This window comes from Candidatus Nitrospira allomarina, assembly GCF_032050975.1.
Lineage (GTDB): Bacteria > Nitrospirota > Nitrospiria > Nitrospirales > UBA8639 > Nitrospira_E > Nitrospira_E allomarina.
The window spans coordinates 1,971,521-1,986,189 of sequence record NZ_CP116967.1; the positions used below are offsets into that span (position 1 = coordinate 1,971,521).

Genomic DNA, 14,669 nt, shown 5'->3' on the forward strand with positions numbered 1-14,669 from the left:
ATCCTGGTTATCTCAGAAGGAGTCGAAGGTTAATGCGCATGTTTGCCTGTGGCATCTGCATTCTGAGTTTCGCTCCATGAAAGAGGGAAACCTTGCTTGAGACGAAAGATAATGTTTTGAACCTGTTTGAAGTCCTCAAGCGGATTGCCCTGTAAGACAAGAAAACTGGCTTCGTATCCCTCGTCTAACCGTCCAATTTTCCTGGAAGGGAAAATCGTCTGAGGAGTGGTCTCACTCCACATTTTCAGTAAGGTCAGGTTGTCAAATATTCCCATCTGATGTAGGTGAAGCGCCTCCGCGAGGGCTGTTTCCGCATGGTCGCTCCCGATGGCAATGGTGACGCCTGCCTGACGCAATAGTTTGAGATTTTCCACCTGAATTTCCGTAGCAACAGTAAGAACATTTTCCACTGGTTGTTGTATATGCTCTTTGGAGCTTGCCAGAGAATGGAGATGCGTTTCCGTCTTGGTATGATGTCCCGCCGGATGAAAGTGCTCTGCGACGGTCGTCGTGATGATCACGGTCCGGTGTGCGGCCGCGAGTTGGGCATCCTCTTGAGTTAACAGCACGGCTGATCGTTGAGTGGGTGAAGGGAGAAACCACCCTGGAAGATGGGCGATCTCATCGACTTGCCCCTGGATGGCTGCCCGAAAGTCAGCGGCTGTTTCAATATGTGCGGAAACTCGCAACCCTTCCTGGTGAGCATGCGCGACAATCTGGGCGATGAGCTGAGGATCCAGCCCTTTTCGAAACCCATGCGTAACCGAGTGAGGTTCGTTTCCGAAATGTTCTGAGTCGGCAAGATACAGCTTCAGGAAGTCCGGATTGGTGGCCATGATCGTCGGCCACTGCTCCTTGAAATCTTTCAGTGTAGAGATAGGGAAGTAGGCTCGACCGTTGAACCAACCCTCTTCACGTTTACCAATGACCGGTTCATATCGATGGATGCGAAGCATGTTTTCGTAAAGATCGATGGGATGACCGTTAGGCCCGGTGAGGCCGGCATGAGCAAAAACGACATCAATGGTCGTTGGTGTGTTGAGTTTACCGCGGATTTGTTCCACAAATTCGGAAATGGCATTTGGATTTTTCACATAAAAAATACCATCCCGCACATAATGATTGATGACCTGGTCGATGTTCCAGGCGCCTTCGACATTATGTGTGTGGGCTTCACCAAACGGCGGCACGACAAAACCGCCCTTCAGATCGATGGTCTGTTCAACAGAATTGGGCCGCAAACGGGTAAGTGAGCCCTGCACGGCATACCAGGTGTCCTGAGTGAAGCCTTGCCCATCAAACCATTGCCCATTGATAAAGGCATAGGTTTTGGCCGTATTCCTGTCGTGTACTGATTCGAAACTTGGAGTTGGTGGAGGATGAGTGGTCGTGCTGCATCCCACCAATCCTAGTCCAACAATGAGGAACAGGGTAGTCATGTACAACATGGCATGAGTCGCCTGTTTTCTTAGATCCCATTGTCTTTCAGCCTCAACGATTGCGCCTCGATTGGTTTCAGGCATGGTAATTGAGTGAACCTTCCGGTGGATGACCGCGATCCTGCTGCGTTGTTGTCCTGGGCTTTCATGACGGCACGTATTCTGAAGACGGGAATTAGGAATGTCCCAGAAACGACTGGAGTTTTGTGGCATATTGTTCAATACGCTCGGTTTCACGTTCGACCAGGGAAAGAAATAAGTTGTAAGGAATGAGTGTAATGACGGCAACCCCAATTCCTGCCGCGGTGCAAATGAGTGCTTCGGCCACTCCCCCTGTGACCGCGTGGGGATTGCCGAGCCCTGTTTTGGACATGATGCCGAATGAATCGATCATTCCAATGATTGTCCCCAGTAGTCCCAGTAAGGGTCCCAACGTGATGACCGTATCTAGAACGGATAACCCGCGCTTTAATCGAGAGATCTCGGCGATTCCCGTAGCTTCCATGGCTTTGTCAGGCTGTTGGTCTCGATGGAATATCCCTGCCGCAAGCACGCGGAGTGTGGGGCTCTGACGTTGTTCAGCCAAGGACAGCGCATCGGTCCATTTTCCCTGTTCAACCAGTTTGATCATCCGGTCCCCCAAGCGGCTAAACCGCAACGATCGGAATTGGAATCCACGTTCGATGCTGATGGTCAGAGCTAACAATGAGCAGCCTAAGATGGGGATCATCATCCATCCGCCACCCATTAGTAATTGAATCATGCCTCGGTTCCCTTCTTTTTGCGTGGCTTAACTATTCAGGTCAAATTTAATCGGGATGTCTACCCATTTGGCGATGGGGATGTTCCCGTCTTTGGCTGGCAGAAATTTCCAGTTTTTAATGGCTTCTTGGGCAGCCAGATCTAGAGCTTCATGACCGCAGCTCTTTCGAATTTCTACCTGGCTCGGAGCGCCATCGGCGGTAATCAACGTTCGGACAATAACCGTACCCTCCCAACCAGACTCACGCGCCACACGGGGATACAATGGCTTGGATGAGGCCACGATTTTCGGCTTGGAAGTTGAGGTTCCGGCCGCCATTGGCGGCGGAGTTTTTAATGCGGGACGAGCCGCCGGGCTTGGCGGAGGCGGCAGTGTGTGTTGGGTTCTTGGTTCGCGATTGTTCATTGGTAAGGGAGTTCTGGCAGTGGGTTGTTCCTGCTGTGGCGGCGCTGTTGAAAGCGGAGGCCTTTGTTGGTGTTGAGAAGGCACGGCCATTTTCATCATTTGACGACTCTTCATGGCCTGCTCCGTTCGCGTGTCTTTGAGCATCGGCTGTGCCTGAGGAAGAGGCGGCGGAGGAGTCAGAGGTTTGGATGGGGTCTGTTTGATCGATGCCTGCATCGGTGGCGCAGGCTTGGGCGGGGTAGGTTCGGTCAGGGGGGGCGGTGGCGTTGGCCTTGCACGTGGTGTGATTGGCGTGAGGGGTTTCGTGATCGGTTGTGGGGTGGGACTGATCTCTTGAATAGCCGGAACCAAAGTCACCTGAACCGTGGGGGCGGGGTCATCCAATGCCGGAGGACTTGGAATATAGGCCAGGGCTGCAAGAACGGCCGCATGAAGAATGGCGCTGCCCAGAGCGCTCAGTAGGAAAACCCGATTGTTCACATTAGAAGAGGAATCTTCAAACGTGGAGTTCACGATTTGCTCCGTTGTAATAATGTTTGAATTCGTTCGTCCTGTCCCCCAAGCTTCAAGAATTCTTCGTAGTGTTTGAGAGCTTTTTGCGGAGTATTGCGATGAAACTCATATAACATGCCAAGATTATAGTGGGCTTCGGCCAACTGATCATTCAAGGACAAGGCTGTTTGATATTCCTTCTCTGCTTGATCAATTTTTGATAAGGCTGCATAGACGACTCCCAGATTGACGTGCGCCTCCGAATTGTTGGGATCAAGTTTCGTGACTTGTTCAAACGCTTGCGCCGCTTCCTTGAAGGCTTCCTTTTGCTGGTAAAGAATGCCTAGGTTGAAATAGGCGCTGACTAAATCATGGTTTAATTTGACGGCGTGTTGGTAGGCCTGAATGGCGTTGTCCACGTGGTCAGATTGTTGAGCGAGTGATCCGGCCATTAACCATCCATTGACATACGTGGGATGGAGGGAGACCAGTTGGTCGACGTAACGTTGGGCTTCATCAGGCTTTTGTTCCTGGGCCAGCCAAAAGGCGATGCCGTATAACGAATCGACGCGATGTGGCTGGAGTTCCAAGACGGCCTGATGGGCCTTGATGGCCTGCTGCGCTTGTTGTTGGTGATCATAAAAGGCTGCCAACGCGATGCGGGCCTCCGCAAACTTGGGATAGGCCTTTAAGGCAAGATTGAATGATTGCTCGGCTTTTGGGAATTGGGCCTGTTGCTGGTAAATAGAACCGAGATCCACATAGGCTTGAGCAAATTGGGGATAGGCCTCCACCGCCCGTTGCAACTCCATGATGGCCTTGGCAGGCTGATCAAGATTACTGAAGATTAATCCTAACAGATGGTGCGCTTCAGCGTATCCCGGGTACAAGGTCAGCGCGCGCTCTAAGGGGCCAATGGCCGCAGTCCATTGTTGGTTTTCATAGGAGGAAAAGGCCTGAGCCAGAAGGTCATGGGCTTCTCCAGCCTGACTTGAGGGGCTGCCCATGCCGATATGGGTGAGGAAAAGAAAAACCGCGATGAGTCTGAGTTTTTGGAAAAGAGTTATCATGGGCTGACCTTGTTAATAGTGGCAATATTCCACAGGTTTATTGAAGCAAATCAAATCGAATGGGTAAATCCACGGTGGACGCAACTGCGAATTCTCCATTTTTTGCTGGTTCAAATAACCAGCTTTTTACCGATTGCACGGCACTCTCATCCAGGAGAGAAAATCCCGAACTTTCTTGAACCGTGGCATTCTTGACTATGCCATCGGCGGTTATCTGCGTTCGTAGCACCACCTTCCCCTGCCAGCCCTGCTCCCTGGCCATTCTCGGATAGAGAGGACGTTCGGTTTTCAGGGGCTTGACACTTGTCTTTCGCCCGCGTGTTGTACCAATCTGGTCCAGGAGAATACGTGGCATAGGCGGCTGTGGCAGGTCGACGAAATGGAGATCGGGAACAGCATGGTGGTAAAAGGTCGTGGTTGGCCATGAGGGTTCGAAAGAGGGCAGAGGAAATGAATAGGTTATACTGGCTTTCGTCACCGTTGCCCCAGTCACTTCAATGACCTCTAGTGTTTCTATAGGTTCTGAGGTTTCAGGTGGGTTTCCTGCCAAAGAAATTGGGTTGGAGGTCAGCGTGCACCAGAGAAATAAAAAAATATAGAACATCATATTGTGCCGACGTACCATTAGACCTCTTCCTCTTAAGTAACTTGACGACTGGTCGTGTTGCCTTATATCCACAGTTTATCTTTTTATTGTTTCGGGTATCGGCATATCGAGAAAAAACCCGGCCAGCGTTTTTGCCGGTAAAAAAATCACTCTCCCCTTAAGAAGTTTCCCTCTCGTTCGGTCTCTCCTGATCAGGAAGATATACGTAGCCACCTTCTCTGATCGCGCTCTGGGGAACCGTTCTCCAACTCCACTGGCTTTGGTGAAAACGGTTTAGGAGACAAACTTAATCTGATTTTACCGGGGTGGAGCTCTGGTTGTAAGAAAATGAGTGGAAACGAGAGAAGGGACTGAAGGAAATGGCCATTCAATGATGGTAAGGAGTTGAAAACTGGGGGAAATATCCAGGTGGTTTCCCGAAATGGTTTGTGCCGCAGCGCACATCCAGGAGCAGACTCCAGTACTGTGGGTTGTGGGTGTGTGATGATGGGTATGGTCCGTAATATGCGAAGCGTAGGTCCGATGCATGCTCCCCATGATGAGGAAGAGCATCAGAATAAAAACTATGGTCAGACTTTTTCGATAGGTCATGGTATCTACAGATCAGAAACGACTGAAACCCTCGCTAATAATGGAAGCTTATGCTAGGGAAATACCAAAGATTCTGTCAAGCAAATGGCTGGCCTCCGCATCGTGTCGGCGTTTGACACATGATGAGCGGTTGCCGCCATAAATCCCTTTCTCCTGAGTTGATTCCCACAGGCAATTCGGTATACTAAGACAACTGTACGGTTTGGAAAGGTGTATCTAGTCCTTCATCCCTATCCATCGTGAGTTTCTCCAACCCTATTTCTGTATCCGAGGTGTAAGGTCGATATGTTTGTTCGTCTATTAAATATCCTGTTTGGAAGCAAAAATGATCGAGAGCTGAAGCGGCTCAAGCCACTGGTGGTTCGAGCCAATGAAATTGAAGGTTCGTTGCAACCTCTTGATGACGCGGGATTGGCGGCAAAGACTTCAATTTTTAAAAAAAGACTGGAAGCCGGAGAGACCTTAGACGATTTGCTCCCGGAGGCGTTTGCTGTGTGCCGGGAGATGTCCAAGCGCCGGCTTGGCATGCGCCACTTTGATGTACAGTTGTTAGGGGGTATGGTCTTGCATCAGGGCCGCATCGCTGAAATGCGCACGGGCGAAGGAAAAACCCTCGTCGCGACCCTTCCCGTCTATTTAAATGCCTTGGAGGGAAAAGGGGTTCATCTGGTTACCGTCAACGATTATCTGGCGAAGCGGGATGCCCAGTGGATGGGACCGCTCTACCATGGCTTAGGCTTGTCAGTCGGGACCATTCAACATGACGCCTCGTTTTTATTCGATCCGACCTATGATGCCCCGGATAAACGGTTGCAATTCCTTCGACCGTGTTCTCGACGTGAGGCCTATGGGGCCGATATTACCTACGGGACCAATAATGAATTTGGCTTTGATTATCTAAGGGATAATCTCGTGGTCACGGATTTGAGTCAGGGCGTTCAACGGGAGTTGAACTTTGCCATTGTTGACGAAGTTGACAGTATTCTCATTGACGAAGCTCGAACGCCGCTGATTATTTCCGGGCCCGCCGAACAAAGCACTGACCTTTATTTCCAAGTGGATCGAATAATTCCTCACCTCAAACGGGAAGAGGATTATACGGTTGAAGAGAAAACCAAAACAGTGTCGTTGACCGAGGAAGGCAATGCGCATGTTGAGAAACTCTTGGGTGTCGATAATCTCTATGACTTGAAACACCTGAGTTTGGTGCATCACGTCATTAAGGCTCTCCAGGCCCATGTGCTCTATCACCGGGATGTCGAGTATGTGGTGAAAGATGGAGAGGTGATGATTGTGGATGAGTTTACCGGTCGATTGATGCCGGGACGGCGCTGGAGTGATGGGCTTCATCAGGCTGTGGAAGCTAAAGAAGGGGTGAAAATTGCCAACGAAAACCAGACGCTGGCATCCGTGACCTTCCAGAATTACTTTCGTATGTACAATAAGCTGGCGGGCATGACTGGGACAGCGGACACCGAAGCTGCGGAATTCGCGAAAATTTACAACCTTGAAGTGAATGTGGTGCCCACCAATAGCACCATGATTCGAATTGATAATCCGGATGTGGTCTACCGGACGGAAAAAGAAAAATTCGAAGCCATTGCCGACGAGATCAAAGAGTATCATGAGAAGGGTCAACCGGTTCTGATTGGCACGATTTCCATTGAAAAATCCGAGCGTCTTGCGGCCTTATTGAAGCATCGTGGCGTGAAGCATCATGTTTTGAATGCCAAATTCCATGAAAAAGAAGCCGAAATTATTGCCCAGGCGGGGCAAAAGGGTGCGGTGACTATCGCGACCAACATGGCCGGCCGAGGCACCGATATTTTATTGGGAGGCAATGCTGAAGCGCTTTTTAAACAACAGGTTATTTATCGGGGGGAAGATCTGACGGAGGAGGAGCAACAAAAAGCCTACGCCACAATTAAAGCCGCTTGTGATCAGAATAAAAAGGAAGTGTTGGCTGCTGGAGGGTTACATATCGTCGGAACCGAGCGTCATGAGAGCCGTCGGATCGACAATCAGTTGAGAGGCCGGGCGGGTCGGCAGGGAGATCCTGGGTCCTCACGCTTTTTCCTGTCCTTGGAAGATGACTTGCTTCGTATCTTTGCGTCTGAACGGGTCTCAAACCTCATGCTCAAGCTCGGCATGGAGGAGGGGGTGCCCATTGAGCACCGGATGGTCACCAAATCCATTGAAAACGCGCAAAAGAAAGTCGAAGGCCATAACTTTGAAATTCGCAAACACCTTCTTGAATATGATGATGTAATGAGTAAGCAGCGGGAGGTTATCTATAAACATCGTCGGAATGTGTTACATGCCACCGATGTGACAGAAGACGTTTTCGGTATGATCGAGGAAGTGGGCGAGCGCCTCGTCGATACTTATTGTCCTGAGGAGCAATATGCCGAGGAATGGGATATTGCGGGATTAGTCGAATCGGTGCAGGGACAATTCGGTGTGGATGTGATTCAAGCTGATGAGATTAAAGACGTCGGTCGAGACGCGCTCAAGGAAGAAGTTCCAGAAAAATTAAAGCAGGCCTATCGAAACAAAGTCCAATCCTTAATTCATGAGCATGGCGCCACCGAGGATTTAGTGCATTATGTGGAGCGCACGATTCTGCTTCAAATGATTGACCATCATTGGAAAGATCATTTGTGGGGAATGGACCAATTGAAGGATGGAATCGGCCTGCGCGGGTATGGGCAAAAGGATCCCCTTGCCGAATATAAGCGTGAAGGCTATGACATGTTTGCAGGTATGATGGAACGGATTAAAAATGACACCTTAGAACGGCTCTTTAAATTTCAATTGGTTCGCGGGGAACGGCCTGAGCCTGAGCGGGAAACCCCCCGCCCGGCACAATTAAATTTGAACCGCGGAGGTGAATCCGCTGCCACTCCTCAACAGCGTACCGTTCAACGTGCCGAAGAGAAAGTCGGGCGGAACGATCCCTGCCCATGTGGCAGCGGGAAAAAATACAAGAAATGCCATGGGACCTAACGACTGAAAGCCCTCCGTTCTCTAACCCTTGATGCCGGTCTTGTTGTGACGGCACTCCCTTTCTGTTTACCATTTCTCTTCCTTTTTATCCTCACCAGGTTCGTGTCCATAACGTATTGAATCTATTGTTTTTTATTGGCTTAAAAAGTACAGAATTGCTTGACTTGGCTGAAGGTAGGCCGTTATCGTAACCGATTCTCAATAGGCATATTGAAGGAGTGACCATAGTCCATTCGTGCCATTCGAATCACAGAAAATACAGAGTAAGTCAGAGCTTATCGGGAAGATTTTGTCTGAAATTGGCCTTCATGGGCCCATAAGTTTTGCGCGTTTTATGGAATTGGCCCTCTACGATGTTCCACACGGATATTATATGACCAAAAAGGTTGAACCTGACCTCTCCTCCTCAGACCGAATCGGATGGGATGGTGATTATTTTACTGCACCTGAACTCTCCCCACTTTTGGCGAAATCATTGGTTCGCCAGATTTTGGCTATCGATGACCAGTTAGGCCATCCCCCTCAGTTTACTTTTATGGAGATTGGAGCAGGGAACGGAACCTTTGCCTTCGATTTCATTCAAGAATGCCGAACGATCGCTTCTGATTTCTTTCACCGCCTCTCTTATCAAATCATCGAGCGGAGTTCCCATCTCCAATCGCGTCAGGCAGCCAGGCTCGGCACCTTAGGAATGGAGTGGGGGGAAAGTCACCTGAGTTGGAAGGCTGCCATAGAGGAGATTGACTCGGATTCCATAACCGGAGTGGTCTTTTCCAACGAATTAGTTGATGCGTTACCTGTCCACCGGGTCCGAATGGCTGACCAACGCCTTCATGAAATATGTGTGGCCTACAAACGCGGGCGTTTTGTTGAATGTCTGGATCATCGTTTGTCTCCGCAATTGATCGAATACATCGAGACCCATAAGATAGCGTTGAGTGAAGGGCAAACCTCCGAACTCCATCTTGCCGCTGAGCGTTGGATGAAGCAAGTGGCTCGCCTTTTACACCGCGGTATTGTCATGACCGTCGACTATGGTCATACGCATCGGGATTATTATCGGTCCGACCGAAAGGACGGGACCTTTTTATGTTATCATCGCCATGCCATTTCAACCGATCCGTATGTAAGGGTTGGAGAGCAGGATATGACGGCTCACGTCAACTTTTCCGCGTTGGCAAGCGTTGGGATGGCCAATGGGTTGGATCTCGTCGGATTGACGACTATGGCCAATTGGCTGATCGGGTTAGGAGTCGAAGAATTGGTGCGAGACCAAGATCAGGAGTCCCATGATGTAAGGGCGTTAGCGCATTTATTACGTCCGCATGGTATGGGGACAACGTTTAAGGTTCTGGTTCAGCGAAAAGGGATGGAGGCTTTCGCCCTTCAAGGGTTGCGTTATCCGGCTTTTTTTGATGACGTGGTGTTCTCGAATTGAAGAAGGCAGAGAAGAAAAATGGTAAGCGGATGTAGGGTAGTGAGTATAACTCATGTTGGAATGAGAGTGATCTATGGGTAGTGAACCGGTTCCCTTTAATTATCTCCCCATCATCATCTTCATGGTTCTCGGGGCACTGTTTGGAGTCGGGTCCTTGGTTGTGGGGTGGATTGTCCGTCCGAGCCGGCCCTATCGGGCGAAACTGCTTCCCTACGAAAGTGGCGCTCCGTTGTTTATGGACGCCAGGGTGCAGTTTCCGATGCGCTACTACATCATTGCCATGCTCTTTGTCATATTTGATATTGAGGTCGTGTTTTTATTTCCATGGGCGGTGGTGTTTAAGAAACTTGGCCTTCTTGGCCTTGTTGAAATGGGGGTGTTTCTGGCCATTCTCATTGTGGGGTTTTGGTATGCCTGGAAAAAAGGTGCGTTAGATTGGGATTAAGAAATAGTTCTTTTCTCCTGGAAAAAACCGGAGTCCACCCAGTACAATGGCACCCCCATCTTTTGGGGGTAGGCAACGAGCTTCATACAAAACATTGAGGTACCCACGGTAATCTTATGGGGATGCTTGAACGACAGCTTGAACCGAATATTATTACGACCAACCTGGACTATTGTATTGCCTGGTGCCGGAAATCAGCCCTTTGGCCGATGACCTTCGGGTTAGCCTGTTGTGCGATTGAAATGATCGCCTCGGTGTCTTCCAAGTATGACATCGATCGTTTTGGAGCAGGGGTGTTTCGTGCGTCACCACGTCAGTCCGATTTGATGATTGTGGCTGGAACGGTCTGTCGGAAAATGGCACCGGTGATTCGTCGAATTTATGATCAAATGGCGGAGCCCAGATATGTGATCTCCATGGGATCCTGCGCGACATCCGGAAATCATTACAATAGTTACAGTGTGGTTCAGGGTGTGGATCAAATTGTCCCGGTGGATGTCTATATCGCAGGTTGTCCCCCAAGACCTGAGGCACTCATGGATGGTCTCATTAAGCTCCAAGAAAAAATTCAGAAAGAAAAATACTTCGTGAAATAGCTCTGGAAGTTGTGTAGACGGTCTTTCGATATTCCACGATTCAGCAACACATCAGATTTATGCATGCTTTTCTCGAATCTCTGGTCAACCGCTTTCCTCAGGCTGTGCTGACGGCGCAGCAGGATCCTGTGCGTTTGGATTTGTGGGCACAAGTGCAAGCCGACCATTGGCCGGAAATTGCGCAATTTCTCCATGACGATCCCGCGATGGCGTTGGATCATATTACCGATATCTGTTCGGCGGATTATCCTGATGCCCTCGAACGATTTGAAGTTATTTATCACTTTCTCTCCCTTCCCCATGGAACCCGCATCCGGATTAAAGCGCGCGTGACAGAGGATCATCCGGAGATCGCCTCAATCAGTGGGATCTGGAAAGGGGCCAATTTCCTGGAACGTGAAGTGTACGACTTAATGGGCATCCGCTTTACCGGGCATCCCGACCTTCGTCGAATTTTGATGCCTGATGATTATGATGAAGGGTACCCGTTACGAAAAGATTTTCCGGCCGAAGGGAAAGGGTGGAGGAGCCGGTTCGATTTTCTTCCCAGGTTGGATGAACCGATCGGCGAATGGTCGGAATCCGAGGTGTCAGATGATCAACGCCATCAATTCATGGCGGAGGATCATCCGGGTGACACCAAACGCACGACGGAAATGCTTCTCAATATGGGTCCACAACATCCCAGTACGCATGGTGTGCTTCGAGTCGTATTGGAGTTGGATGGTGAGCGGGTCAGCAAGGCCACGCCCGATCTTGGATATTTGCACCGTGGAGTGGAAAAACTGGCTGAAGGCCTGACGTATATGCAAATGGTCCCGCATACCGATCGCTTGGACTATGTCTGCGCCATGACCAATAACTATGCGTATGTGCGGGCCGTAGAAAAATTGATAGATATGACCGTTCCGGAACGGGCGGAATATGTGCGGACCATCGTTGCCGAAATGCAACGTATCATTGGTCATTTATTCTGGCTGGGAACACAAGCCCTGGATATTGGGGCGATGACCGTGTTCTTCTGGACCTTCCGGGAGCGTGAAATCTTGTTGGATATGTTTGAGAAATTGTGTGGCGCTCGTCTGACATTGAATTATTACCGGATTGGAGGCGTGGATGCAGATCTTACGCCGGAAATTATTACGACTCTCCGGGGTTTTTTGAAAACGTTTCCCGAACACATTCGGGAATACGACACGCTCTTGCAAAAAAATAGAATTTGGGTTGCCCGCACAAAAGGTGTGGCACTCCTTTCTGCGGAGGATGCCATCAATTTCGGATGCACAGGGCCGGTTCTGCGTGGGTCCGGAGTGTCCTACGATATTCGGAAGTTGGAGCCGTATGGCGTGTATGATCGAGTGGATTGGGAAGTGCCCCTTGGAAAAGACGGGGATACCTACGACCGGTATTGGATCAGAATGGAAGAAATGTGGCAAAGCGCCCGCATCATTGAACAATGCCTCAATCAAATGCCTGAGGGGCCGATCATGGCGGTCGATGCTCAAGCCATTCCACCGCCCAAGCCAGAGGTGATGAGGGATATGCAAAGTCTGATTCATCATTTCATTATCTTTACGCAAGGGTTTAAGCCACCGAAGGGCGAAACGTATTGTGCGACGGAGGTGCCTAAAGGTGAATTGGGATTTTTTATCATTAGTGACGGAAGTTCGCGTCCCTATCGGTTGAAAATCCGATCTCCTTCCTTTATTCATATGGGGGCATTTGATCATATGGCCCGTGGATATTTAATCTCGGATATCGTCACGATTTTCGGAACGTACGATATTGTGATGGGGGAATGCGATCGATAACATGGAGAATGGTGTGATGGAGGTAAAAGCTTACCGACACCATGGCCATTGCGCGTTGACTGCTCTCCTCAACTTACGAGTGTTCTATGCTATTTGAGCGATTCAAAAACGAAGTGGATGATATTCTATCCCGCTATCCTGTCAAGCGATCGGCGTTATTGCCGTTATTGAACCTGGCGCAGCGGGAAGAGGGATTTGTGAGTGAATCGGCCATGCAGGAGATTGCCAAAATTTTGGGTTTGACGCCGGCACAAGTGTTTGAGACCGTCACGTTTTATACCATGTTTAATCTCAAGCCGATCGGAAAGTTTCATCTTCAAGTGTGCAAATCGCTGATGTGTGCGTTAGTCGGATCTGATGATGTGGTGGTATGGATCCAGAAAAAACTGGGCATTGCACAGGGTCAGACAACGGCGGATAATCTCTTTACCCTCAGCGTGGTGGAGTGCCTTGGGTCCTGTGGTACAGGTCCCATGATGCAAGTGAATGATGACTATTATGAACAATTATCCGAAGAAAAGGTCGGACGTGTCCTGGACGATTTAAAACAAGACGGAACCTGTTCGCTTAAAACAGGACCCTTCATGTATCCTCAGCCCTTTGCTAAATGACAGAAGTCTTTGCAGGGAATAGCCGTTAAGCAATTCATGAGTTATCTATAACTGCCCGTTCACGAATTAGTGTCTTTATGGCCACTTACGAAAAAATCTTATTGAAGAATATGGAACAACCGGGATACACCGGTTCGTTGGCCGACTATGAAGGGGCCGGTGGGTATCGAGCTCTCCGGACAGTTCTCAAAGATATGCAGCCCGATCAGGTAATTGAGGTGGTAAAAAAGTCAGGTCTTCGCGGTCGTGGGGGAGCCGGATTCCCCACCGGCGTAAAATGGGGGTTTATTCCGAAGAATCATCCTGGTCCTAAATATCTATGCTGTAACGCGGATGAAAGCGAACCGGGAACATTTAAAGACCGGCAACTTATGGAACGTGATCCTCATCAAATGCTGGAAGGGATGGCCATTACCTGTTTCGCTATTGGCGCACAAACGGCCTACATCTACATTCGGGGAGAGTTTCGTCTCGGCGCGAAGATTCTGGAGAAGGCTCTTCAGGAGGCCTATGCGGCCGGGTATCTGGGCGACAACATTCTCGGGAGCGGGTTGACGATCAATATCTATGTTCACCTTGGTGCCGGAGCCTATATTTGTGGGGAAGAAACGGCACTTCTCGAATCGTTAGAGGGCAAACGGGGCATGCCTCGCTTTAAGCCGCCGTTTCCTGCGACGCATGGATTGTATCAAAATCCCACTGTGGTGAATAACGTCGAGACGATGGCGAATATTCCTCATATTATCAATCGAGGGGGAGAGTGGTTTGCCTCGATCGGCTCTCCGCCGAAAAGTTGCGGAACGCGGGTGTTTTGTTTAAGCGGACATGTGAAGCGGCCTGGTAATTATGAGACGCCCATGGGCATCACTTTCCGTGAATTGATTTATGATTTGGGCGGGGGTATGCGATCGGATAAGCCCCTCAAGGCTTTTATTCCTGGAGGAGCATCGGCTCCCTTTCTGACGCCTGATCATTTGGATGTGAAAATGGATTTTGAGTCAGTGGCGTTAGCGGGATCTATGCTGGGATCCGGCGGTGTCACGGTGATGGAAGAAGGCACGAATATGGTTTGGGCCGCTCTGCGATTGATGGAGTTTTTCTACCATGAATCGTGTGGGAAATGTACACCCTGCCGGGAAGGAACTTCCTGGCTGGTTCAGACTCTTCAGCGGATCTGGAACAAACGAGGGCGTCCTGAAGATATTGGAGTTCTTGATGAACTCTGCGGAAATATCCCCGGCCGGACGGTCTGTGCGTTTGGTGATGCGGCCGTATCCCCCATCGTGAGCACGCTGCAGCATTGGCGTGGGGAATATGAGGCCCTTATCCGTGAGGCTCAAGAGACGATGCCTCGCAACAAGGAAATTCCAGTTTTCACGCATTGAGTGTAACCAA

Annotated in this window: 13 protein-coding genes; 7 read left to right on the top strand and 6 right to left on the bottom strand. The window is 49.8% G+C overall.

Annotation, left to right across the window (positions count from 1 at the left end; translation table 11 throughout):
• Positions 1 to 29: 29 nt before the first annotated feature.
• From PP769_RS08700 to PP769_RS08725, 6 genes are all read right to left on the bottom strand, one after another.
• Positions 30 to 1,523 (bottom strand): amidohydrolase family protein, encoded by a 1,494-nt coding sequence (locus PP769_RS08700; protein ID WP_312646684.1) that lies wholly within the window; start codon positions 1,521 to 1,523, stop codon positions 30 to 32.
• A 91-nt stretch (positions 1,524 to 1,614) separates the two neighbouring features.
• Positions 1,615 to 2,202, bottom strand: a complete 588-nt coding sequence (locus PP769_RS08705) for a MotA/TolQ/ExbB proton channel family protein (RefSeq protein ID WP_312646685.1) — start codon at positions 2,200 to 2,202, stop codon at positions 1,615 to 1,617.
• Between the two features lie 27 nt (positions 2,203 to 2,229).
• Positions 2,230 to 3,120 (bottom strand): energy transducer TonB, encoded by an 891-nt coding sequence (locus PP769_RS08710; protein WP_312646686.1) that lies wholly within the window; start codon positions 3,118 to 3,120, stop codon positions 2,230 to 2,232.
• Complete coding sequence (locus PP769_RS08715; protein ID WP_312646688.1) at positions 3,117 to 4,169, bottom strand: tetratricopeptide repeat protein; 1,053 nt, start codon at positions 4,167 to 4,169, stop codon at positions 3,117 to 3,119. Before PP769_RS08715 ends, PP769_RS08710 begins: the two co-directional genes overlap by 4 nt.
• 37 nt (positions 4,170 to 4,206) lie before the next feature.
• On the bottom strand, positions 4,207 to 4,794 hold the full coding sequence (locus PP769_RS08720) for an energy transducer TonB (RefSeq protein ID WP_312646690.1): 588 nt from the start codon (positions 4,792 to 4,794) through the stop codon (positions 4,207 to 4,209).
• 279 nt (positions 4,795 to 5,073) lie between these two features.
• Entirely contained in the window at positions 5,074 to 5,367 is a 294-nt protein-coding gene (locus PP769_RS08725; RefSeq protein WP_312646691.1) for a hypothetical protein, read from the bottom strand.
• A 285-nt stretch (positions 5,368 to 5,652) separates the two neighbouring features.
• Here PP769_RS08725 and secA point away from each other — a divergent pair, with 285 nt between their 5' ends.
• From secA to nuoF, 7 genes are all read left to right on the top strand, one after another.
• On the top strand, positions 5,653 to 8,373 hold the full coding sequence (gene secA, locus PP769_RS08730) for a preprotein translocase subunit SecA (protein ID WP_312646692.1): 2,721 nt from the start codon (positions 5,653 to 5,655) through the stop codon (positions 8,371 to 8,373).
• A 373-nt stretch (positions 8,374 to 8,746) separates the two neighbouring features.
• Positions 8,747 to 9,811, top strand: a complete 1,065-nt coding sequence (locus PP769_RS08735) for a class I SAM-dependent methyltransferase (protein ID WP_312646693.1) — start codon at positions 8,747 to 8,749, stop codon at positions 9,809 to 9,811.
• A gap of 73 nt (positions 9,812 to 9,884) precedes the next feature.
• Positions 9,885 to 10,256, top strand: coding sequence for an NADH-quinone oxidoreductase subunit A (locus tag PP769_RS08740; protein WP_312646694.1), 372 nt, complete (start codon positions 9,885 to 9,887; stop codon positions 10,254 to 10,256).
• A gap of 116 nt (positions 10,257 to 10,372) precedes the next feature.
• On the top strand, positions 10,373 to 10,852 hold the full coding sequence (locus tag PP769_RS08745; RefSeq protein ID WP_312646695.1) for an NADH-quinone oxidoreductase subunit B: 480 nt from the start codon (positions 10,373 to 10,375) through the stop codon (positions 10,850 to 10,852).
• Between the two features lie 59 nt (positions 10,853 to 10,911).
• Positions 10,912 to 12,663, top strand: coding sequence for an NADH dehydrogenase (quinone) subunit D (nuoD, locus tag PP769_RS08750; protein WP_312646696.1), 1,752 nt, complete (start codon positions 10,912 to 10,914; stop codon positions 12,661 to 12,663).
• A gap of 86 nt (positions 12,664 to 12,749) precedes the next feature.
• Positions 12,750 to 13,274, top strand: a complete 525-nt coding sequence (locus PP769_RS08755; RefSeq protein ID WP_312646697.1) for a complex I 24 kDa subunit family protein — start codon at positions 12,750 to 12,752, stop codon at positions 13,272 to 13,274.
• 77 nt (positions 13,275 to 13,351) lie between these two features.
• Positions 13,352 to 14,659 (top strand): NADH-quinone oxidoreductase subunit NuoF, encoded by a 1,308-nt coding sequence (gene nuoF / locus PP769_RS08760; RefSeq protein ID WP_312646699.1) that lies wholly within the window; start codon positions 13,352 to 13,354, stop codon positions 14,657 to 14,659.
• Positions 14,660 to 14,669 lie beyond the last annotated feature (10 nt).

What these genes read in the sequence shown, in the direction of transcription:
- PP769_RS08700 (WP_312646684.1), bottom strand. Translation starts at nt 1,523, where the DNA reads ATGCCTGAAACCAATCGAGGCGCAATCGTTGAGGCTGAAAGACAATGG.
- PP769_RS08705 (WP_312646685.1), bottom strand. Translation starts at nt 2,202, where the DNA reads ATGATTCAATTACTAATGGGTGGCGGATGGATGATGATCCCCATCTTA.
- PP769_RS08715 (WP_312646688.1), bottom strand. Translation starts at nt 4,169, where the DNA reads ATGATAACTCTTTTCCAAAAACTCAGACTCATCGCGGTTTTTCTTTTC.
- PP769_RS08720 (WP_312646690.1), bottom strand. Translation starts at nt 4,794, where the DNA reads ATGGTACGTCGGCACAATATGATGTTCTATATTTTTTTATTTCTCTGG.
- PP769_RS08725 (WP_312646691.1), bottom strand. Translation starts at nt 5,367, where the DNA reads ATGACCTATCGAAAAAGTCTGACCATAGTTTTTATTCTGATGCTCTTC.
- secA (WP_312646692.1), top strand. Translation starts at nt 5,653, where the DNA reads ATGTTTGTTCGTCTATTAAATATCCTGTTTGGAAGCAAAAATGATCGA.
- PP769_RS08735 (WP_312646693.1), top strand. Translation starts at nt 8,747, where the DNA reads ATGACCAAAAAGGTTGAACCTGACCTCTCCTCCTCAGACCGAATCGGA.
- PP769_RS08740 (WP_312646694.1), top strand. Translation starts at nt 9,885, where the DNA reads ATGGGTAGTGAACCGGTTCCCTTTAATTATCTCCCCATCATCATCTTC.
- PP769_RS08745 (WP_312646695.1), top strand. Translation starts at nt 10,373, where the DNA reads ATGGGGATGCTTGAACGACAGCTTGAACCGAATATTATTACGACCAAC.
- nuoD (WP_312646696.1), top strand. Translation starts at nt 10,912, where the DNA reads ATGCATGCTTTTCTCGAATCTCTGGTCAACCGCTTTCCTCAGGCTGTG.
- PP769_RS08755 (WP_312646697.1), top strand. Translation starts at nt 12,750, where the DNA reads ATGCTATTTGAGCGATTCAAAAACGAAGTGGATGATATTCTATCCCGC.
- nuoF (WP_312646699.1), top strand. Translation starts at nt 13,352, where the DNA reads ATGGCCACTTACGAAAAAATCTTATTGAAGAATATGGAACAACCGGGA.